This window comes from Allobaculum stercoricanis DSM 13633 (assembly GCF_000384195.1).
GTDB classification, from domain to species: Bacteria; Bacillota_I; Bacilli_A; order Erysipelotrichales; family Erysipelotrichaceae; genus Allobaculum; species Allobaculum stercoricanis.
The window spans coordinates 105,426-127,359 of record NZ_KB913034.1; the positions used below are offsets into that span (position 1 = coordinate 105,426).

Genomic DNA, 21,934 nt, shown 5'->3' on the forward strand with positions numbered 1-21,934 from the left:
ACTATTCGAGAAATGGCGTTAAATTTTCCGCGAATTTCTCATAAGAAGGAAGCATTTCCTCCTGTAAAGTAAGCCAACGGTCTTTCGACCAAATTTCCACACGATTTGCAATGCCAATGATGTAACACTCTTTTTCTAAAGCAGCGTCTTTCATTAAATTGGCAGGAATCAAGATGCGTCCTTGCGCATCCACTTCTACTTCAGTCGCTTTTGCCATGAAAAAACGCATGAACATTCGTGCATCGGGATTAGTCGAAGGGAGGGAAGAGTATTTAGCATAGAGGTTTGTCCATTCTTGAAGAGGATAAACCGTTAAGCAGCCATCCATTCCGCGAGTGATGTAGACACGTTCACCAAGCTCTTCACGAAATTTGGCCGGCATGATCAGACGGCCTTTACGGTCAATGTTATGTGTGTATTCGCCCATGAACATGTGTCATCACCTCCCCACTTCGTGACACAATTACCTACTTTGTAGGTGCATTATAACCCGAAAATGAGGTTTGCTCAATTTAAAACACGCTGTTTGATGGGGAATTGCGAAAAATAAAAAAACTTTAAAAATCTAAAAAAAACGATAAATAAGGCATGAACGACAATAGCATTCAGAAATCTTGAAAAAGTGGGGGATTGTCCCACTATTTCAAAGGGAAATGGCGCGTTTTGAGAGCGGAACACCCAAAATTTTGAAAAATAGAATGATAAAAATTTTAGGTAGGTGAATTGGAAAATATCAGCAAAAGAAAAAAGTGTATGTTTTTTGAACTCTTTTGGAAAATAATTAAAAAGATAAAAAAGATCAAGGTGAAAGAGAAAGAAGAAAACGATAGAAAAATTGATCCAAAGTGCCAAAATGCCTTTAGAAATGGTGAAAAGAATAACAATGAAAGGGTCAACATAAATTCATTTCGAAAAATGTAAAAAGAATGTGAAGCAAAATATTTGCGTTTTATAATAAAAAGCGAACGAAATGGAGAAAAGAGATGAGTGAGTTAATTTTGAATTTTATCCTCGCTTTGTGTCCTATTATTTTGTTGATCATCATCATGATGGGCTTCAAACAACCGGCGTGGAAAGCGGCCATTGGCGCTGCGATTTTAGCTGCATTCGAAGCCTTCTTCTTCTGGCATCAACCAATTGAAGTCATTGGAATGTCAGCATTAGAAGGAGCAACAATGGCATTATGGCCAATTGTTGTGGTGATCATTGCAGCTGTATTTACATATAACTTAGTGTGTTCGACAGGTGGCATGGATGTCATTAAGTCGATGTTAAAAAGCGTATCTGCTGATAAACGCGTCTTAGTCATTTTAGTGGCTTGGTGTTTTGGTGGATTTATGGAAGGAATGGCTGGTTTTGGTACTGCCATTGCTATCCCGGCCGGCATGTTAATGGCAATGGGTTTCGATCCATTGTTCTCTTGCTTAGTATGCTTGGTTTCAAATGGGTTCCCAACACCTTGGGGATCAATTGGAATTCCGACGATTACCGTTGTCAATTTATTGGGGATGTCAAATTCAATTGACCTTTCCACATTCCAAGTGATGCAAACAGGAATCTTCTTTGTGATTATTCCTTTCTTACTTGTTGTAATGACCACAAAAAGTTTCAAGGCATTAAAAGATATGGTTTGGCTATGTTTAGGTTCCGGACTAGGCTTTGTGATTCCGATGTTTATCGTTTCTAAATTTGTCGGAGCAGAACTTGTTGTTGTAATTGGATCTGTTTGCTCACTTGCAATTACAATTTTATTAGCCAAAACGGTAAAACCAAATCCAGAATACTTGATGGAAGGCCCATCCGGTCAAACGGCAAAATTTACTTTAAAAGAAGCATTGGTGGCTTGTGCCCCATTCATCTTCATTTTTATTTTCTTATTGTCGACCTCTAAACTCGTGTTGCCAATTCATACTTTCTTGGCTCAGTTTGCTTCGACTGTGACATTTATGTCCCCAACAACATTTACTTGGATCAATACGCCAGGGGTATGGATTTTCCTATCCGCAATTTTGGGTGCGATTGTTCAAAAAGCAAGCTTCAAACAGTTTAAAGATGTCTTTATTGCGACACTCAAACAAATGCAGGGTTCCATTATTGTTATGGTGGCTGTTCTTGCGGCCGCAAAAATTATGATTTATTCCGGCATGATTGATGCGATTACTGCATTTGCGATTACCGTGATGCAAGGGGCATATCCTATTATTGCGCCATGGCTGGGTATGTTAGGTACATTTGTTACGGGAAGTGGGACTTCTTCTGGAGTTCTCTTTGGACAAGTGCAAGCCAATGCGGCCACAGCCCTCGAATTGAATCAGTCTTGGATTGTTGGCTTAAACGGACTTGGTGTAGGTGTTGGGAAAATGTTATCCCCACAATCCATTGCGATTGCATTATCAGCTGTTGGAGGATTAAAAGAAGATTCTAAATTATTAAAAATGGTTTTACCTTATGGTGTCGTCTTCTTGATCTTCACTTCAATTATTGCTTTTGTCGGCACATCGCTTGTAGGCTAATCCATAACTTTTAACGATTTAAATCCGCAAATTCCATATTGTATGGAAGATGCGGATTTTTTTTGATGGATAAAGAAAAAAGCCTTCCGCGTGCGGAAGACTGAAGGGGCAATACAAGATTAAATGTCGCGTTCGGTGTAATCAACATCGATCACATTGGGTAAAGATTGTCTGGAATTCATATTCGAACTTGTAGAAGAGCGATTAGAATTCAAATCATTAGGTGTAAATGTTCGTGTGTAGACTTTCACGGAAGGTCTAGAGAACATGAAGAACACCGGCATTAAAAGCATTAAAAATGGAAAAAAGAATCCAAGTAATGGGAAGAATAAAAAGAATAAACCCACTAACATCAATAGAATCATCCACATATAGAAAACCTCCTTGAAAACGAAGTCGGTAAAATTTCAATTCGTTTATCGATGTTCTTAATCTAACATTTCACCTTGTTAGCAATTCAGCAAGATTATGTGAAGTTTTCAATCAATCTAACTCAATGTCAAAAACTCGTTTTTCTGCCGATTGAAGTCGGTAAATCTAGCTTGTAAAAGATGAAGATGTACGATGATTATGATTATTGTGTCACGAAGTTTTCTAAAAACAACAGAAATGCTTCATCATAATCAACAGAAAAGAAAAAGATGTTATATTGGCAAAAAATGTTTTTGGCAGACATGGAATAAGAAAAAATTAAAAAACGATCGAGATAGAGGAAAAAGAGATGAAACAGAACTTTGAACGTTATGAAGTTGTCGCTCAATTTATTTTTGATGAATATTCAAAGATTTACTATGCCCCACTTCGTTACCAAGCAATGCGGCATACAGATTTAGTCGATGGCTGGGTCACTTTATTAGCACAAAGAAGACATTTAGATCTCGAATTATTAAAGATCAGCGCCCTATTACACGATCTTGCCCGATTTTCATACAACGCCCCATTTCAACATGCTCAAAAAGGAGCCAACCTTGCGCGAGAAATTCTAGAGGGCATGAAACAATTTGAAGCGAGCGAAATTGAACAAGTCTGTCAGGCGATTTCTCATCATAGCGATAAACAGCGTATCGATACTCCATTTGACGAAGCGCTTAAAGATGGCGATCTTCTTGCCAGATGGAGTGTGGATCCTAGTGAACAATTCGAGGATGATTTAAAGCAGCGGTTTAATCAATTAAAAGCAGAGTTAAGCTTATAGGCAAAACTCTGCTTTTCTTTAGTCTCCATTTTCGAGAACACATTCTTTAAGTAAGATGGCTTGAACTTGTCCAGAAAAACGACTTGCGAGTTCGTCATTTAAATCGTTTGGGCTCATAAAAGTGAATACCGCATTTTGACCATAATCAACTTGGATTTGTTCTACTTCACGAGTTCGCAAAAAAGCTTCGACTTTTCCGCTGATCGAATAATCAGCTTCCAATTGATAAAAGCCAAGCGTACGTGGTTCAAAAAAGCAGGCTTCTTGTACAGCAAGGGCGACACTACTTGAATAGGCACGAACGAGTCCACCTTTACCAAGTAAAGTACCGCCAAAATAGCGGACAACCACTGCGCCAAGTTGATCGGCTTCGTGATTAAGGAGTACATCTAACATGGGGCGACCGGCTGTTCCGGCTGGTTCACCATCATCGCTAGAGTGCGAAAGGGATCCCGATTTCATTGCACTGCAATAGTGCGTGGCTTGGGGATATTCTTTTTTTGCTTTGGCGATGAGCGCTTTCAAGTCTTCTTGGGTTTTGACGCGTGCTAATAAACAAATAAAGCGACTCTTTTTGACTTCTTGTTGGACGGTGATGTCGTATTTGAGATACATAATGGGCATCCTTTCTAAAAATATCGGAATGAAAATGGTCGATTGACGAAGCTGAATCAAGTTTTCATATTTATTTCAAAAATTTTCTGAAAAATATTTCTGTTTTGTTGATAATGTTTTCTTGGGTTAATAAAATGAAAACACGTTTAAAAAGCAATGACAAGGATCAATCAAAGCAGTGAATTCCTTCAGAAAGCAGTCGGGTGATGCGAGACTGTGGATGATGTCTTTGAGCACTCCCCTTGGAGCTGAAAGAGTGAAATCAGTAGTTCTTTCCGGGAATTCCCGTTATAGATGGTGCGATTGTTAGATCGCGTTGAGAGGTCACAAAGGTTGTGGCAAGAAGAGTGGTACCGCGGATTTTATTCGTCTCTTTGCATTCCAAATGCAAAGAGGCGTTTTTTTATATTTAGGAGGAAATCATATGATGAATGCGAACAAATATTCTCCCGGTTATTTTCCGGTAGAAAAATCCGAATACCGTTGGGTGAAAAAAGATCATCCCGAACATGCACCCATTTGGTGTTCAGTCGATTTGCGGGATGGCAACCAAGCTTTAATCGTACCGATGTCTTTGGAAGAAAAGCTCGAATTCTTCAATATGTTAGTGAAGATCGGATTTAAAGAAATCGAAGTTGGTTTTCCCGCAGCTTCAGAAACGGAATATGAATTTTTGCGAACATTAATCGAACAAGATTTGATTCCTGATGATGTGACCATCCAAGTATTGACGCAATGTCGTGAACATATTATTCGCAAAACTTTCGATGCGATTCAAGGGGCACCACGAGCAGTTGTACATTTTTATAATTCAACATCGAAAGCCCAACGCGAACAAGTCTTTAAAAAATCCAAAGAAGAAATCAAAGAAATCGCACTTGAAGGAGCACGTTTAGTTAAACAACTCTCTCAAGAATATGAAGGAAATTTCTTATTTGAATATTCACCGGAATCATTTACGGGAACAGAACCGGATTATGCCTTGGACGTTTGTAATGCGGTGATCGATATTATGGAACCAACAGTGGAGCGCCCAATGATTATCAACTTACCGGTTACGGTAGAAATGTCCTTACCCCATGTTTATGCCAACCAAATTGAGTATTGTTCAGATCATTTGCATCGTCGGGATGCGGTAATTTTATCCACCCATCCTCATAATGATCGCGGTACTGGGGTTGCGGATACCGAATTAGCTTTGCTTGCAGGTGCCCAACGCGTGGAATGTTGTTTATTTGGAAATGGAGAACGCACAGGCAATGTAGATGCGATCACATTAGCATTAAATCTATATGTATTAGGCGTCGATCCCAAACTTGATTTTTCTAATATGCCAGAAATCGTAGAAATTTATGAAAGAACGACAAGAATGCATGTACATGAACGACAACCTTATGCCGGCTCACTTGTTTTTGCGGCTTTTTCTGGTTCTCATCAAGATGCCATTGCTAAAGGCATGAAGTGCAAAGAAGACGATCCTCAAGGACGTTGGACAGTACCATATTTACCGATCGATCCGCATGATCTGTCTCGTACTTATGATGCCGATGTCATTCGGGTGAATTCGCAATCCGGCAAAGGAGGCATTGGTTATATTCTCGAACATCGTTATGGCTATGATCTGCCGGCTAAAATGCGCGAACACTTTGGTTATACCGTCAAGAGTGTCTCGGATCATCGCCATGCTGAGTTAAAACCAGAAGAAATTTTAGAAGTATTCAAAACAACTTACTTAAATAAAACAGGTCCGATTCTCGAAATGAAAGAAGCGCACTTTATCCAAAGCAAGACTTTGAAAGCAATCGTGACAGTGCTCGTTGATGGTGTTGAACACGAATGGTATGGCGTTGGAAATGGACGCTTGAACGCCGTCAATAATGCGATCAAAGCAGGATTGAACTTAGATTATTCTTTGGAAACATATACTGATCAATCTTTAGGAAAAAGCTCAGATGCTCTTGCGCAAAGTTATATCGGCTTGTTATGGCCAGACGGTAGTCGTTCCTGGGGAGCAGGAAGCGATCCCGATATTTTATATTCCGCAATTTTGGCATTAACTTCTGCCATTAATAATCGCAATCAAGCATAAAAAGAAAAAATCAATGGAGGAATAGACTATGGCAATGACGATGACACAAAAAATTCTGGCAGCACATGCCCATTTAGATGAAGTAAAAGCAGGACAGTTAATTCTTGCCGATTTAGATGGTGTATTAGGAAACGATATTACGACACCGGTCGCAATCGCGGAATTTGAAAAAGCGGGATTTGATTCTGTTTTCGATCCAGAAAAAATCAATGTTGTATTGGATCACTTTGTACCGAATAAAGATATAAAAGCTGCCAAGCAATCAGCAACTTGTCGCTCGTTTTGTAAAGAAAATAAAATTAGCCACTTCTATGATGTCGGGAAAATGGGGATTGAACATGCCTTGTTACCTGAACAAGGACGAGTAACTGCGGGGGATTGTTTAATTGGTGCGGATTCGCACACTTGCACATATGGAGCATTAGGCGCTTTTTCAACCGGTGTTGGATCAACAGATATGGCAGCGGGAATGGCAACGGGAAAAGCATGGTTTAAAGTGCCAAGTGCGATCCAAGTAAAATTGACAGGTCAACTGAACGATTTTGTTTCGGGTAAAGATGTCATTCTCTCGTTAATCGGACAAATTGGCGTCGATGGTGCTTTATACAAATCTTTAGAATTTACTGGGGATGGGGTTAAAGCATTAAGTATGGATGATCGTCTTTGCATTTGTAATATGGCGATTGAAGCGGGCGCAAAAAATGGGATTTTTCCAGTTGATGAACAAACTCTTGCATTTTTAAAAGCACATGGGGCAAACGAACCAAAAATTTATCAAGCAGATGAAGATGCGGTATATGAACAAGTCATCGAAATGGATTTGAGCCAAATCGTACCTGTTGTTTCTTGGCCCCATTTACCAGAAAACACACATCCGGCCAAGGAATCACAAGAGATTGAAATTGATCAAGTTGTGATTGGAAGTTGTACAAATGGGCGCATGGAAGATATGGATGCCACATATCGCATTTTAAAAGGCAACCATGTAAAAGATGGCGTTCGTTGCATTATCATTCCAGCGACGATGGACATTTATAAACAATGTATTGCCAATGGCTACTTAATGGCCTTTATTGAAGCGGGAGCAGTAGTATCGACACCAACATGTGGACCGTGTTTAGGTGGATATATGGGGATTTTGGCACCGAACGAAAGATGTATTTCCACGACGAATCGCAACTTTGTTGGGCGTATGGGAGATAAAACGTCGGAAGTTTATTTAGCAAGTCCTTATACGGCAGCCTATAGCGCACTGACTGGACACATTAGTGATCCACGAGAATTTGAATAAGGGGGAAATTTACATGAATGAAGCAAAAGGAAAAACATTTGTTTATGGGGACAATGTCGATACAGATGTCATTATTCCCGCTCGTTATTTAAATACCCCCGATGCGAAAGCTCTTGCCGAACATTGCATGGAAGATCTCGATGAAAGCTTTGCGAAAAACGTTAAAGAAGGGGATTTGATGATTGCGGGATGGAACTTTGGTTGTGGTTCTAGTCGAGAACACGCACCACTGGCAATTAAAACGTCCGGAATACATTGCGTAATCGCAAAATCATTTGCGCGTATTTTCTATCGGAATGCAATTAATATCGGACTGCCCATTTTAGAATGTGAGGCAGCAGTGGATGGTATTCAACCGGGAGATGAAGTCGAAGTTGATTTTACAACCGGGGTGATTTGCGATAAAACAACCGGTCAATCTTGGCAAGCAGAACCATTCCCGGCATTTATTCAAGACATTATTCGTTGTGGTGGATGGATGAAATATTTGCGCCAAATGCAAGACAGATAGAAAGGGTGGAGTGAAATGAAAAAGAAAATCGGAGTCATTCGTGGTGATTGTTCATCACGGGAAATCGTTGCTCAAACCCTGAGAGTCTTGGATGCAATTGCGCATAAATATGGACATGAATGGGAATATGTCGATGTTGCGATGGGTGGCGATGCCATTGATCGATATGGAAATCCGCTGCCGGATCATGAATTAGAAAAGTGTTTGAATTGTGATGCTGTATTACTTGGTGCTGTCGGGGGACCAAAATGGGAAGGATTGCCTGGAGATCAACGTCCTGAAAAAGGATTGTTGGCCTTGCGTAAAGGAATGGGGCTATTCTCAAATCTGCGTCCGGCAAAAATTTGGCCACAACTCGCCGACGCTTCGCCACTAAAAAAAATAATCACAGATCAAGGAATTGATTTTGTGATTGTTCGCGAACTAACTGGTGGTGTTTATTTTGGCCAACATGAAACAAATGAAGTTGCCGGGGTTCGTCAAGCGATCGACTATATGCCTTATGATGAAAATGAAATTCGTCGTATTGGAAAAGTTGGTTTTGAAACGGCGATGAAACGAAACAAGAAGTTAACACTTGTCGATAAAGCCAATGTATTGGATACATCGCGTTTATGGCGCTCTGTTTTATATGAGATGGCCAAAGATTATCCAGAAGTCGAATTCGATGTGATGTTTGTCGATAACTGCGCGATGCAGATTTGTAAAAATCCAAGTCAGTTCGACGTCATTGTTACGGAAAATATGTTTGGCGATATCCTCTCTGATGAAGCGAGTGAAATTACAGGCTCCATTGGGATGATTCCTTCTTCTTCTTTAGGAGAAGGAACACGAGGATTATATGAACCAATTCATGGTTCAGCACCAGATATTGCGGGCAAAAATATCGTGAACCCCTTGGCATGCATTCTTTCTGCAGCAATGATGCTTCGCTATTCTTTTGGATTAGAAAAAGAAGCAAGTGCGATTGAACAAGCCACAGAAGCGGTTCTTAACGAAGGTTGGCGAACAGCGGACATGTATACTGAAGGAATGAAAAAAGCCTATTGTGATCAAATCACGGACTTATTATTAGAAAAACTGTAGGCGATCAATGAATTGGAAATTGTGGTGGAGAAAACTCCACCCTTTTTCTATTTTGAAGAATTCTCTTAGAGAAAATAAAAAAACGTGGCAACCTGAAAAAGGGCCACGCTAAAGATTATTTTGTTGGTGATACAGGGAGTTGTTGATCAAGGTATTCGAAAGCTTCTTCTACAGTGAGGCAGACTTTGAATAAGTCATAAACGGATTGATCAATAAAACCAGCTTGCGTCATACCTTGCATCATTTTCAGTAGTCCATCGTAGTAATGGTTCGTATTTAATAAGATCAAAGGAAGATCTAATTGTTGGAGTTGTTTCAGCGTTAAAATTTCATAAAATTCTTCTAATGTTCCAATTCCGCCAGGTGTCGTAATGAAAGCACTCGAAAGAGATTCCATAAATGCTTTTCGTTCACGCATTGTTCTTGTATAAAGCGTTTCTTCACCTTCTTGATAAAGAACGCCAGGTTGACGGAAAAAGAAAGGTGCAACCCCGATTGTGTTTCCATTTGTGGCTTTAGCTCCTCTAATGGCGTTGCCCATCATGCCGGTATCACCGGCACCATTGACTAATGTCCAGTTTCTTTTTGCGATTTCTTCGCCAATTTGATAAGCCGTTTTTAAATAGACTTCATCAACATGATTGGACGCTCCACCATAAACACAAATTCCAATTTGACGCATAAATATTCCTCATCTTTCTAATTCAAATTATTGTTTTGGATCTTTTAGTTCAGGAACATGAATAGAGACCCATTTTTGATGAGAAGATTGATCCTCATCAATGTGATCGCAACGAGACCATCCGTTAAGGATTTCGATATAGTCGTGAATCGCTTGCATTTTGATGTCACTTTGTTCAAGCAGTGTGGCGCATTCTAAAAGTTCTTGATTGACGAAAGCAGAATCAGGAAGCTCTTTTTTATAGCGAAGTTGGTGTTCTAAAGCGGCCCATGAATCCATTGCGGTCGTACGCAGTTGAATTTCACATTGGATGCCAATACCTTCGATCGTGGTAATCCCAATCACGTGCAATGAACGATAACCCGAAGGTTTAGGGTGCGCAATGTAATCTTTGATTTCAGTTACTTCAAATTTGGGTAAGTTGGATAAAGCTTCGACGACATCTTCAATATCTTTAAGATATGAACAAATAATGCGGATCCCGACGATATCATGCAAATTGGCACATGCGGATTGAGGTGAAACTTCAAATCCGTAACGGACGAGCTTATTTTGAATGCTGTCGAGTGTTTTTAAACGTCCGGATATATTCCGCAAAACAGTATGGTGACGATTTCGCTCGATCTCATATTTCATGTTTAAGATTTCTTGGGTTAAATGTTCTTGGCAGCCAGCGCAGACTCGTTGTAATTCAAGCCAGTCATCGGCAAGCCAAAGATTATGATCAGTCATGGTCATCTTCCCTTCGCACAAATACATACAAATGATCATTTGAGGATTCAGGATCAAATCGATAATTCATTTCGTTAAATTGTTGAAGTTGAAGGGGGTCTTCAATTTGATTTTGCGCTAGCCAGCGCACCATTGCTCCTCTAGCCATTTTGGCATAGACACCTTTTTCTTTATATTTCCCTTGGTCAAGTTCAAAGAATCGAATGTCAATGAGTTTTTGATAAGTAGAAATGGCTTTTGAGTACTCCTTACTTGCTAAATTAATAATCGTGTCATCATTTAGTTGTTCGACAAGTTTGCTTCCCCAAAATTCGTAGAGGGAACCATCTAGCTTTTGTTGCATCTCTAATCGATAAGGTTCAATTCCGTCTAAAGGACGCAAGACACCATACATCGCACTTAAAATTCGTAAATGCTCATTCACATAATCCCACTGATCGTTTGAAAAAACACCAGGAGCCATATATTGAAATGCAATTCCTTCATAACAAAGTAGTGCAGGAGACTTAGGCAATGTGATTCCATCTTTTTGGAGTTGGAGATTTTGCCAAACAGGTTCTAAGGTTTTTGTAGAACAATGATAGAGATCTAAAAGTTCGTCTTTTGTTTTATTCAATAGGCGACTTAGAAGTTCATCATGTTCAGATTGAAAGGTTGGTTGAGTAAGTGAAAAATCGTGATCTTCACTCAAGCACATTTTTTTAGCAGGGGAAATAATGATCTTCATCTTATAACTGTCCTTTCTGATCTTATGTTGTGAACGATTGAGGTGTACTCCATCATTATGTAGATAAAAGACATACTCCTATATTATAGAGGGTATTTAAATAACGAAAACTGAAAAGCAATAAAAGAATGTTTAAGAATAATAATCAAACGTGAGAATGCAATTTATATTTTAGTATCGAAACCGTAGTTTAATGGCAAATGGAAAAGAAATTAAAAGAAAAATAAAGATCAAAACGAAGAATTAATAACTCTTTATGAGAAGTATATAATTCAGTATGAATAAAATCTGAAAAAAATAATCCGAAAAAACACGATAGGTAAAGCAAGCACAAATAAAAGTGAAATTTTTTTAAAAAATAGGCTTGCAAAGAGATGGGATATGTGGTTGAATAGTCGAGCACTCACCGAGCGGCAACGCCGATGAGGGCACCGACAAAGACTTGGAAAACAACACGAAATAAAGAAATTCAAATTTCGAGTTGACAATCCAAATCTCAAGCGGTATAGTAAACAAGCTTTTTGACCGGGTAGCCGGTTGAAAACAGATGGCTCTTTGAAAACTCAATGACAGACAATTCAAATTCGATAAAAATTATACAACGTCGATTCTGAACAAAAACACTTAATATACTTCAATATATCATTTCACGAAATAAATAAACGCAAATGCGTTTGAGTCAATATCAAATGGAGAGTTTGATCCTGGCTCAGGATGAACGCTGGCGGCATGCCTAATACATGCAAGTCGAACGAGCTACTTCGGTAGCTAGTGGCGAACGGGTGAGTAACACGTAGATAACCTGCCCATACCCGGGGGATACGCTTTGGAAACGAAGTCTAAAACCCCATAGGAAGATTTAAGGCATCTTAAATTTTTGAAATAAGCTTTGGCTTAGGGGATGGATGGATCTGCGGTGCATTAGCTAGTTGGTGAGGTAACAGCTCACCAAGGCAATGATGCATAGCCGGCCTGAGAGGGCGATCGGCCACACTGGGACTGAGACACGGCCCAGACTCCTACGGGAGGCAGCAGTAGGGAATTTTCGTCAATGGGCGCAAGCCTGAACGAGCAATGCCGCGTGGGTGAAGAAGGTCTTCGGATCGTAAAGCTCTGTTGCGAGGGAAAAAGGAAGAGAAGAGGGAATGATTCTCTTTTGATGGTACCTCGCCAGAAAGTCACGGCTAACTACGTGCCAGCAGCCGCGGTAATACGTAGGTGGCGAGCGTTATCCGGAATGATTGGGCGTAAAGGGTGCGCAGGCGGCATATCAAGTCTGAAGTGAAAGGTACGGGCTCAACCTGTACAGGCTTTGGAAACTGGTATGCTCGAGGACAGGAGAGGGCGGTGGAACTCCACGTGTAGCGGTAAAATGCGTAGAGATGTGGAAGAACACCAGTGGCGAAGGCGGCCGCCTGGCCTGTAACTGACGCTCAGGCACGAAAGCGTGGGGAGCAAATAGGATTAGATACCCTAGTAGTCCACGCCCTAAACGATGAGGAGCAGGTGTCGGGGGTAGTACCTCGGTGCCGAAGCTAACGCAATGACTCCTCCGCCTGGGGAGTATGCACGCAAGTGTGAAACTCAAAGGAATTGACGGGGGCCCGCACAAGCGGTGGAGTATGTGGTTTAATTCGAAGCAACGCGAAGAACCTTACCAGGCCTTGACATCCCGAGCGAAGACATAGAGATATGTTAGAGGTTATCTCGGTGACAGGTGGTGCATGGTTGTCGTCAGCTCGTGTCGTGAGATGTTCAGTTAAGTCTGGCAACGAGCGCAACCCTCGTGATGTGTTACTACCATTCAGTTGAGGACTCACATCAGACTGCCGGTGACAAACCGGAGGAAGGCGGGGATGACGTCAAATCATCATGCCCCTTATGGCCTGGGCTACACACGTACTACAATGGCATCTACAGACGGAAGCGAACCTGTGAAGGCAAGCCAATCCGAGAAAAGATGTCCCAGTTCGGATTGAAGTCTGCAACTCGACTTCATGAAGTTGGAATCGCTAGTAATCGCGGATCAGCATGCCGCGGTGAATACGTTCCCGGGCCTTGTACACACCGCCCGTCAAACCATGGAAGCCGGTAACGCCCGAAGCCGATGGCATAACCCGTAAGGGAGTGAGTCGTCGAAGGCGGGACCGATGACTGGGGTTAAGTCGTAACAAGGTATCCCTACGGGAACGTGGGGATGGATCACCTCCTTTCTAAGGAGAAAGTACAAGGGAAGAGTTAAGTGAGTTTGTCATTGAGTTTTGGAAGAGTGATCTTCCAAGGTGAGAGAGGGAGACCTTGATCATCAACCATCGATCTTTGAAAAACGAATGATCAGTATAAGACATAACAGAAGGTCTGACGTAAGTTGTAGAAAACATTACGAAGGTAATCAGAAAAGATAAACCAAGTCAGAAAAACAGTAAACAGTTCTTATAGTGTAAAAAACAATCTCGAAACAAGCATATTTTGAAATTAGATCAAGCAAGGAAGGGCGTACGGAGGATGCCTTGCCACTCTTGAATGAAGAAGGACGTATTAGACTGCGAAAAGTCATGGGGAGCTGTCAAAAAAGCGCCGATCCATGAATATCCGAATGGGGGAACCCGGCTGGAGTCAAGTCCAGTCATCCATACTTGTATGGAGAACAACCCGGTGAACTGAAACATCTAAGTAGCTGGAGGAAAAGAAAACAAAAGTGATTTTCCGAGTAGCGGCGAGCGAAAGGGAAAGAGCCCAAACCGTAGAAATACGGGGTTGTAGGAACGCGAGATACAAAAGGTAAGTGAACTAGAATGTGATGGAAAGCACAGACAAAGAGGGTGAAATTCCCGTATAGGTAAGCGAACTGAGTCGTTAGCGTCTCCTGAGTACGACGAGACACGAGAAATCTTGTCGGAAGCAGGCGGGACCATCCGCCAAGGCTAAATAAGTAAGAGTGAGCGATAGTGAAGAAGTACCGTGAGGGAAAGGTGAAAAGAACCGCGCAAGCGGAGTGAAAGAGAACCTGAAACCGTATGCCTACAAGAAGTCAGAGCCCGTCAAAGGGTGATGGCGTGCCTTTTGTAGAATGAACCGGCGAGTTACTTTTGGATGCGAGGTTAAGCAGGAAAATGCGAAGCCGAAGCGAAAGCGAGTCTGAATAGGGCGAATAGAGTAGACAGAAGTAGACCCGAAACCGGGTGATCTAGCCATGGGCAGGTTGAAGCAAAGGTGAAACTTTGTGGAGGACCGAACCGACTACCGTTGAAAAGTTAGCGGATGACCTGTGGCTAGCGGAGAAATTCCAATCGAACTCGGAGATAGCTGGTTCTCCCCGAAATAGCTTTAGGGCTAGCGTTAATGGAAAGCTGGCGGAGGTAGAGCACTGAATTCATGATGGCCCCATCCCGGGGTACTGAATGGAATCAAACTGCGAATGCCGTCAGTCAATAGTTGGCAGTCAGAGCGTGGGTGATAAGGTCCATGCTCAAGAGGGAAACAGCCCAGACCGCCGGCTAAGGCCCCAAAATGATGACTCAGTGGAAAAGGATGTGGAGATGCACGGACAACTAGGAGGTTGGCTTAGAAGCAGCCATCCTTGAAAGAGTGCGTAATAGCTCACTAGTCGAGTGGCTCTGCGCCGAAAATGTACCGGGGCTAAGTCATCTGCCGAAGCCGCGGATTTAATTAGATATTAAGTGGTAGGGGAGCGTTGCATATTCATTGAAGCAGGATCGTGAGAGTCTGTGGAGGATATGGAAGTGAGAATGCCGGTGTGAGTAGCGAGATGCAGGTGGGAATCCTGCACACCGAAAGCCCAAGGATTCCAGGGGAAGGTTCGTCCGCCCTGGGTTAGTCGGGACCTAATGCATAGCCGAGAGGCGAAGCAGATGGAAAACAGGCGAAGATTCCTGTACCCGTGATAAAGGCGATGGAGTGACAAAGACGGGAAGTGTGACCCCCTTAATGGATTGGGGGCGAAGCGAAGCAGTACAGATCTAGGCAAATCCGGATCAAGATGTACAGAGCGTGAACGGTAAACGAAATCTTCGGAAAGTAGTGAAGCACATGGAGCGGCTTTCAAGAAAAGCTTCTAGCGTTAACTTTATTGCGGCCCGTACCAAAACCGACACAGGTGGGCACGTAGAGAATACGAAGGTGAGCGAGAGAACTGTTGCCAAGGAACTCGGCAAAATGGCCCCGTACGTTCGCAAGAAGGGGCGCTCGAGAGAGCCGCAGTGAAAAGGCCCAAGCGACTGTTTAACTAAAACACAGCTCTATGCAAAGCCGTAAGGCGAAGTATATGGGGTGACACCTGCCCGGTGCTGGAAGGTTAAGGGGATCTGTTCGTCGCAAGACAAAGCAGTGGTCCGAAGCCCCAGTGAACGGCGGCCGTAACTATAACGGTCCTAAGGTAGCGAAATTCCTTGTCAGGTAAGTTCTGACCCGCACGAAAGGTGAAACGATTTGGGCGCTGTCTCGGCAGCAGACTCGGTGAAATCTTAGTACCTGTGAAAATGCAGGTTACCCGCAACTAGACGGAAAGACCCCATGGAGCTTTACTGCAGCCTGGTATTGGGTTTTGGATGATCATGTACAGGATAGGCGGGAGGCAAAGAGATAGGAACGCTAGTTTCTAAGGAGCCGCCGTTGGGATACCGCCCTTGATGATTTGAACCCCTAACGTAGACGAAAGTCACAGACAGTGCCAGGTGGGCAGTTTGACTGGGGCGGTCGCCTCCTAAAGAGTAACGGAGGCGCCCAAAGGTGCGTTCAGTCTGGATGGAAACCAGACAAAGAGTGTAAATGCAGAAGCGCGCTTGACTGCGACACCGACAAGTGGAGCAGGGACGAAAGTCGGGATTAGTGATCCGGCGGTGCCGAATGGAAGGGCCGTCGCTCAACGGATAAAAGCTACCCTGGGGATAACAGGCTGATCCCGCCCAAGAGTTCACATCGACGGCGGGGTTTGGCACCTCGATGTCGGCTCATCGCATCCTGGAGCTGGATTCGGTTCCAAGGGTTGGGCTGTCCGCCCATTAAAGCGGTACGCGAGCTGGGTTCAGAACGTCGTGAGACAGTTCGGTCCCTATCTGTTGTGGGCGAAGGAGATCTGAGGGGAGCTGTCCTTAGTACGAGAGGACCGGGATGGACCTACCACTGGTGCATCGGTTGTCATGCCAATGGCATAGCCGGGTAGCTAAGTAGGGAATGGATAAGCGCTGAAAGCATCTAAGTGCGAAACCAACCCCAAGATAAGATCTGCGGTAAATAAGACCCCTTAAAGACGATAAGGTGATAGGCTGGGAATGGAAGTGAAGTGATTCATGGAGTTGACCAGTACTAATCGGTCGAAAGCTTCATCTAAGATTCGAGAGTATAAGAAAAAAGGTAACTGTAAGAGTTATGTAAATACTGGTCTTCGTTTTTGAAAGATCGATGGAACAATTCAATAGTACAGTGGCGATAGCGGATGGGTCACACCTGATCCCATTTCGAACTCAGAAGTTAAGCCATCTAGCGCCGACGATAGTGAATGCGAAAATAGGAAGCCGCTGGACAAAGAAGAACTGCCTTGATATGAGGCAGTTTTTTTAACGTCTATGAAACTCTGATCACAATAAGAAAAGCCTGTAGTAAGGGAATAACCCAATTTACAGGCTTTTGATTATTTTATGTTCAATCATCGTGGATTTGGATGTTTTGTTAATTTCTTTTCAAAAAATAAAGAAGATAGATCAAAACAAAGACAGATGACAATCGTTTTACTGCAAAAGTCATAGAGATTATGATCAAAATCATTCATGATCCAAAAGTATAGACAAGTGGAAACAGCTAAAAATTCCACAATGAGTATGGCATTTTAAAAATATTTGTAGGCTTTCATATTTTAAATCGTCCCCTTCAACTTAAATCCGAGAATGAATATCCAATAAATGAGGATATAAGCAATACCAAAAAGGATTTCGATCCACAGATTTTGATATTCCATGCAGATTCGATGAATAAAACTCAGAACGAATGGAGTCAATAATCCTAAAACAATTAACTCATTCAAATTATGGCGGCTTAGGTGAATCATGGAAGTGTTCGTTTGTGCATAGTTCTCGAGCTGTACTTTACGAATTTTGTTCGCTAAGTACAGGTAAAGAATGAAATGTCCTATTCCAATGATGACGGTTAGTGGACCAGCAAATGCAAAATTACAATGAACATTGATCCAATGACTGCCACATAAAACAATCGGAAAACATAAAGCGACAATAAGAAATGATTTTAATGTTTGCGATTCAATCATGGTCATTATAAAGCCCTCCTTCTCCTTAAGATTGAGTGTTATATGAGAGATGTAAGTGACTTCTCTTCAATATGATCTAAGCATTTGCACGCATATTTATATATGATTTTTGTAGAAGCGGTGGGTTTCGATGCTCATTCGGTCGATAGTTACGGATGAAGTTAAATTTTAACGGATATGTAATATTGAAACATGTTTTTTTGTTTGACATAATCCTGAATAAGGAGACAAATTATGCCGAATATATTAATTTTGGAAGATGAGAAAATCTATGCTCAAGAAATCACTCGAATGGTTTTGGACGTTTTTCCTTCCGCAAATTTGATGATTTATCCTTGTGTCCCTTCTACCTTACCGATTATCCCGGATCTAGCGATTCTCGATATCGAATTAGAAGGATCAAAAGATGGAATTCAATTTATGCATGAATATGGAAAACAGATTCCAGCAATTTTGTTTTATTCAGTATGTTTTACACGAATTAAAGAATCATTTGGCATAAATGTACTTGGATTTGTGGAAAAAGGAGAAGACGATTCGGTTTTAAAAGAGAAATTACTCCAAGCTAAACAAATTCTTGTTGGAATCCCTGTTGTCTGGCTTCAAGATCAAAATAAGAGATCGATTCCTGTACGAACAGACTTGCTTTGTTCATGTCACCGCATTGATCGCGTGATCTGGTTTACCGATTTGCAGGGAAGAGAACTTCGGACAAAAACTGGTAAATTAGACAGCAGTCAACCTTGGTTTGAAGAACACTTTGTTTGGATCAATCAAGGGGAAGCAGTCAATATTCATCAAATACAATCGATAGAAAAAGACTGTATTACACTTCGAAATGGGAAAAAAGTATATATTAGTCGTCGTTATCGTCGGCGATTTGAAACAGAGGTGAAACGATGATGATTCGCTATGTGCAGATATTGGCTTGGATCATAAAATCGACTTCTACCTATTTTCTTTTAAAAGAAGCTTGCCGATTCCAAGAAAGACGACTTTGGATGATCGTGATTCGAGTATTGATGAATGCGATGTTTTCTTTGTCTATATGGACGATTCATTCTTATCCTTTTTTTATTGGATGGCTGATGCAGATCTTTTGGGATATGTTGATGATTAGTGATTTAAGGCGAAAAGAAAGTAAAGGTGTAATCTTTTGGCGCCATTTAGTCTATGTAGCAACGATTGAAAGTTCATGGCTATTAGGAAGTTGTATATTTGGAGGATGGACGTCATCGTTATTTAGTGTTGAAGGAAATCCAATGGATGCCCTACTTGGGATGACTTGTTCTATTTTCGTGAGCGCTCTTCAATTTTTGGGGATGATGCGCTTCAATCATAATGGTTTTAATCGTCAAATTTCTTTTCTCGTGATAGGAATGATGACGCTGAATGTTTTGAGTGTTCAGATTTTCGATACGATTGGAATCGACAGTATTTACTTTTATTTAGTGATTGTGCTGTATAGTTTTATCTTGATTGTTGCGGTGCAATTTTTGAACAATAAAGAACAATTGCAGAAAAAAGAAGTAGAACTTCAAGCGACTGAGCGAGCAATTGCCAAAGCCAATGTCAAAATCGAAGATCAAACGAATCAACTTCGTGAAATTCGCCATTCTTTAAAAGACCATATGCGCATTATTCAATTGCTCAATCGCCAAAATCGCAATGAAGAAGTAGATCGGTATCTAAGTGAGCTTATTGGTGAGTGTAATGTCAATGAATTTAAATATTATTGCCAAGACATCGTTTTGAATGGATTGTTCAATCAGATGGTTGCTTCCTATCCCAAAATCCATTTTGATATCTTGGTCGACTCGAATGTCGATAAAATCCCGACTGAATTTGTCGAAGCAATTTTTCTTACGATTGATAATGCGATTGATGAACTTGAGCGCCATCAAGATTTATCTAAAACGATCACGATTACACTCCGTCTAGATCAGGAAAAAGTGATCGGAACGATTCGCAATCCGTTGTCTTCAGTCAAATCTTTGCAGACAGAAAAGACGGATTTTGACCATGGAATTGGGTTGGTGAGAATGAAAAAACTGATTCATGAGTTGGATGGAACGATTCAGATTGATCAAGACGCATACTTTGTGGTTACAATGACCATTCCTCAAAAATAAGGGTGAACAATAGAAATGAAAAAGCCGATATTTTTCTTTAGATAAAGAAATAATCGGCTTTTTATATGAGAAGATGGAATTAATATAAATCAGTGCGGCGCAAATCCCAATAAGGGGTACGTTTACGGATTTGATCGACTTGTTTTGGATCAATTTCAATTGTCAATAATCCTGGTTTTTCATCTAATTGATCAAGAATCTTGCCATCTGGCCCGACAACGAGTGAATGCCCATAGCTTGTATACGTGGCATAAGATTTTTTTGCGGGATTGGTCGCAAGATAGAAGACTTGATTTTCCATGGCTCGAGCTTGAAATAAGGGATTCCAGTGAATCGGACCGACTTTATCGTTGAATCCGCAAGGTGCAACGATCATAAAGCAATCCTTTGCGATCGTGCGGGCTGCTTCTGGAAAACGATTATCCATGCAGATGAGAATCCCAATTCTTCCCCATGGGGTTAAAAATGTTTTGAGTTGATTTCCGGGTGTGAAGACATCTTTTTCATAATATGTATGCTTTGATGTATGAACTTCTAATAAGTGGGTTTTATCGGCAATACTGACAATTTCACCATCAGAATTGATGATTGCACATGAATTATAAATTTTTCCTTTATCTTGACGAGGTAATGTGCCAGCAACGATCCAAATGGAAAATGACTTTGCGATTTGTTGGAGAGGATGAATATAGTCATCCCATTCATCTTGGTGTTTTAAAATCTCTGCATTGATAAAAGGGGTATTCCAAAGTTCAGGAAGAACAACAAGATCGGTATGATCGCGCAATGCGGCAAGTTCGATCAGAGAAAGGACTTGTTCTAAAATTTTTTGTTTGGAATCTAAGACGAGGGGTTGAAGTAAAGAGACAATCATAGTCGACCTCTTTCTATTATTTTTTATATAAAGTTTTCTTCTTTGTTTTGCCTTCTCTATAATGGAATCCATGGATATTCAAGGACTATTAAATTGGTATAACAAAGAAAAACGGGATTTACCTTTTCGTCATGAAAAGAATCCTTATCATATTTGGGTTTCAGAGATTATGTCGCAACAGACGAGAATTGAAGCGATGATTCCTTATTATAATCGCTTCGTTGCTCGTTATAAAACGATCACGGATCTAGCGAATGCCCAAGATGAAGAATTAACTAAACTGTGGCAGGGTTTAGGTTATTATGCAAGAGTTCGCAATATGAAAAAAGCAGCCAACGTTTGTGTTGAACAATATGAAGGACAATTGCCAAAAACGAAACAAGAATTGAAGAAACTGCCCGGAATTGGCGATTATACCGCGGGTGCGATTGCATCTATTGCGTATAATGAGTGCTGTACGGCTATTGATGGAAATGTCATTCGTGTCGCTTCTCGTTATTATTGGTTAGAGCAAGACTTTAACAATCCGAAAAATAAGCGGGAACTGGATGCGTTTTTACAAACAAAGCTACCGGAAGAACAATATATGTCGGATTTTACGCAAGCAATGATGGAACTAGGCGCTAGAGTTTGTACGCCTAAAGTTGCTCGTTGTTCAAGTTGCCCGATTCGCTCTTCTTGTATTGGTGCGACCAAAGAAAATCCGTGCGTCTTGCCGGTGGCTAAAAAGAAGTTAGAACAAAAAATAGAAGAAAAAATAGTTTGTATTGTGGCAGGTTGGAAAGATGGACAATGGTGGATTCATCTCAATCAACGCGCGCATCAAGGCTTACTTGCGGGAATGTATGAATTTGATGAAAGTTTTCCAAGCTTTCTTCACAAACAAAAGACGGATTCGCATGGCCTAATTTGTGATCGAAATATGATGGATGATCAAACTGTTTTTCAACGTTTTGATTTAGATCAAGATGAATTTGTCTTTACCCATAAAATATGGAAGATGAAAGCGGAACTTGTCTTATATCCGGTAGGGGATGGCTTTTCGAGTATAGAAGAAATTAAAAACGAAAAGGCAATTCCAACGGCATACGAAAAACTATATCAGCGTGCCTTGGCTTTGTTGCAGAAGATGGAACAAGATGGGCAAATGGGTGCGATTGAAGAATATTTAAGTAAGTTAAGCAGTATAAATAGGAAAGGATAAGTA

The 21,934-nt window shown here is 41.2% G+C and carries 17 protein-coding genes, 3 rRNA genes and 1 other annotated feature; of the genes, 12 read left to right on the forward strand and 8 right to left on the reverse strand.

What is annotated here, in order from left to right; translation table 11 throughout:
• Position 1 precedes the first annotated feature (1 nt).
• Positions 2–433 carry a division/cell wall cluster transcriptional repressor MraZ gene (gene mraZ, locus ALLST_RS0100475; protein WP_019892005.1) on the reverse strand — a complete coding sequence of 144 codons (432 nt, stop codon included), beginning with the start codon at positions 431–433 and terminating at the stop codon, positions 2–4.
• A 550-nt stretch (positions 434–983) separates the two neighbouring features.
• Here mraZ and ALLST_RS0100485 point away from each other — a divergent pair.
• Positions 984–2,513, forward strand: coding sequence for an L-lactate permease (locus ALLST_RS0100485; RefSeq protein ID WP_019892007.1), 1,530 nt, complete (start codon positions 984–986; stop codon positions 2,511–2,513).
• A 119-nt stretch (positions 2,514–2,632) separates the two neighbouring features.
• Here ALLST_RS0100485 and ALLST_RS0100490 read toward each other — a convergent pair whose 3' ends face one another.
• The gene (locus ALLST_RS0100490; protein ID WP_019892008.1) at positions 2,633–2,884 is read right to left on the reverse strand and encodes a hypothetical protein; all 252 of its coding nucleotides are present in this window, start codon (positions 2,882–2,884) and stop codon (positions 2,633–2,635) included.
• Positions 2,885–3,234: 350 nt separating this feature from the next.
• Here ALLST_RS0100490 and ALLST_RS0100500 point away from each other — a divergent pair, with 350 nt between their 5' ends.
• Positions 3,235–3,708: an HD domain-containing protein gene (locus tag ALLST_RS0100500; RefSeq protein ID WP_019892010.1), complete on the forward strand. Its 474-nt coding sequence runs from the start codon at positions 3,235–3,237 to the stop codon at positions 3,706–3,708.
• 18 nt (positions 3,709–3,726) lie between these two features.
• On the opposite strand, the gene ALLST_RS0100505 is transcribed toward ALLST_RS0100500, so the two are convergent.
• Positions 3,727–4,323 carry an IMPACT family protein gene (locus tag ALLST_RS0100505; protein ID WP_019892011.1) on the reverse strand — a complete coding sequence of 199 codons (597 nt, stop codon included), beginning with the start codon at positions 4,321–4,323 and terminating at the stop codon, positions 3,727–3,729.
• A gap of 147 nt (positions 4,324–4,470) precedes the next feature.
• Positions 4,471–4,700: a binding site (T-box leader), on the forward strand.
• A 47-nt stretch (positions 4,701–4,747) separates the two neighbouring features.
• On the opposite strand from ALLST_RS0100505, the gene ALLST_RS0100510 reads away from it, so the two are divergent.
• Genes ALLST_RS0100510 through leuB form a run of 4 tightly spaced genes read left to right on the forward strand, consistent with a single transcriptional unit; the run spans position 4,748 to position 9,300 of the window.
• Positions 4,748–6,412, forward strand: a complete 1,665-nt coding sequence (locus ALLST_RS0100510) for a 2-isopropylmalate synthase (protein WP_019892012.1) — start codon at positions 4,748–4,750, stop codon at positions 6,410–6,412.
• 28 nt (positions 6,413–6,440) lie between these two features.
• Positions 6,441–7,703: a 3-isopropylmalate dehydratase large subunit gene (gene leuC, locus ALLST_RS0100515; protein ID WP_019892013.1), complete on the forward strand. Its 1,263-nt coding sequence runs from the start codon at positions 6,441–6,443 to the stop codon at positions 7,701–7,703.
• Between the two features lie 13 nt (positions 7,704–7,716).
• Positions 7,717–8,214 carry a 3-isopropylmalate dehydratase small subunit gene (gene leuD, locus ALLST_RS0100520; RefSeq protein ID WP_019892014.1) on the forward strand — a complete coding sequence of 166 codons (498 nt, stop codon included), beginning with the start codon at positions 7,717–7,719 and terminating at the stop codon, positions 8,212–8,214.
• 15 nt (positions 8,215–8,229) lie between these two features.
• Positions 8,230–9,300 carry a 3-isopropylmalate dehydrogenase gene (leuB, locus tag ALLST_RS0100525; RefSeq protein ID WP_019892016.1) on the forward strand — a complete coding sequence of 357 codons (1,071 nt, stop codon included), beginning with the start codon at positions 8,230–8,232 and terminating at the stop codon, positions 9,298–9,300.
• A gap of 115 nt (positions 9,301–9,415) precedes the next feature.
• Here leuB and ALLST_RS09605 read toward each other — a convergent pair whose 3' ends face one another.
• Genes ALLST_RS09605 through yaaA form a run of 3 tightly spaced genes read right to left on the reverse strand, consistent with a single transcriptional unit; the run spans position 9,416 to position 11,441 of the window.
• Positions 9,416–9,982 carry an LOG family protein gene (locus ALLST_RS09605; RefSeq protein ID WP_019892017.1) on the reverse strand — a complete coding sequence of 189 codons (567 nt, stop codon included), beginning with the start codon at positions 9,980–9,982 and terminating at the stop codon, positions 9,416–9,418.
• Between the two features lie 27 nt (positions 9,983–10,009).
• The gene (locus tag ALLST_RS09610; RefSeq protein ID WP_019892018.1) at positions 10,010–10,714 is read right to left on the reverse strand and encodes a GTP pyrophosphokinase; all 705 of its coding nucleotides are present in this window, start codon (positions 10,712–10,714) and stop codon (positions 10,010–10,012) included.
• Positions 10,707–11,441: a peroxide stress protein YaaA gene (yaaA, locus tag ALLST_RS0100540; RefSeq protein ID WP_019892019.1), complete on the reverse strand. Its 735-nt coding sequence runs from the start codon at positions 11,439–11,441 to the stop codon at positions 10,707–10,709. The genes ALLST_RS09610 and yaaA overlap by 8 nt, the downstream gene beginning before the upstream one ends.
• A 686-nt stretch (positions 11,442–12,127) precedes the next feature.
• On the opposite strand from yaaA, the gene ALLST_RS09615 reads away from it, so the two are divergent.
• From ALLST_RS09615 to rrf, 3 genes are all read left to right on the forward strand, one after another.
• Positions 12,128–13,654, forward strand: a 16S ribosomal RNA gene (locus ALLST_RS09615).
• 265 nt (positions 13,655–13,919) lie between these two features.
• A 23S ribosomal RNA gene (locus tag ALLST_RS0100550) occupies positions 13,920–16,790 on the forward strand.
• 89 nt (positions 16,791–16,879) lie between these two features.
• Positions 16,880–16,984 (forward strand): 5S ribosomal RNA (gene rrf / locus ALLST_RS0100555).
• The 16S, 23S and 5S rRNA genes sit together here, the layout of an rRNA operon.
• 329 nt (positions 16,985–17,313) lie before the next feature.
• Here the strand turns inward: rrf and ALLST_RS0100560 are convergent.
• Positions 17,314–17,727, reverse strand: coding sequence for a hypothetical protein (locus ALLST_RS0100560; RefSeq protein ID WP_019892020.1), 414 nt, complete (start codon positions 17,725–17,727; stop codon positions 17,314–17,316).
• Between the two features lie 228 nt (positions 17,728–17,955).
• Between ALLST_RS0100560 and ALLST_RS0100565 the strand changes: the two genes are divergently transcribed.
• Entirely contained in the window at positions 17,956–18,624 is a 669-nt protein-coding gene (locus tag ALLST_RS0100565) for a LytR/AlgR family response regulator transcription factor (RefSeq protein ID WP_019892021.1), read from the forward strand.
• Positions 18,621–19,853, forward strand: coding sequence for a GHKL domain-containing protein (locus ALLST_RS0100570; RefSeq protein WP_019892022.1), 1,233 nt, complete (start codon positions 18,621–18,623; stop codon positions 19,851–19,853). Before ALLST_RS0100565 ends, ALLST_RS0100570 begins: the two co-directional genes overlap by 4 nt.
• A gap of 79 nt (positions 19,854–19,932) precedes the next feature.
• Here the strand turns inward: ALLST_RS0100570 and ALLST_RS0100575 are convergent, their stop codons facing one another.
• Positions 19,933–20,727, reverse strand: coding sequence for a nitrilase-related carbon-nitrogen hydrolase (locus tag ALLST_RS0100575; RefSeq protein WP_019892023.1), 795 nt, complete (start codon positions 20,725–20,727; stop codon positions 19,933–19,935).
• A gap of 70 nt (positions 20,728–20,797) precedes the next feature.
• Between ALLST_RS0100575 and mutY the strand changes: the two genes are divergently transcribed.
• Positions 20,798–21,931 carry an A/G-specific adenine glycosylase gene (mutY, locus tag ALLST_RS09620; RefSeq protein ID WP_169336049.1) on the forward strand — a complete coding sequence of 378 codons (1,134 nt, stop codon included), beginning with the start codon at positions 20,798–20,800 and terminating at the stop codon, positions 21,929–21,931.
• The last annotated feature ends 3 nt before the right edge of the window (positions 21,932–21,934 follow it).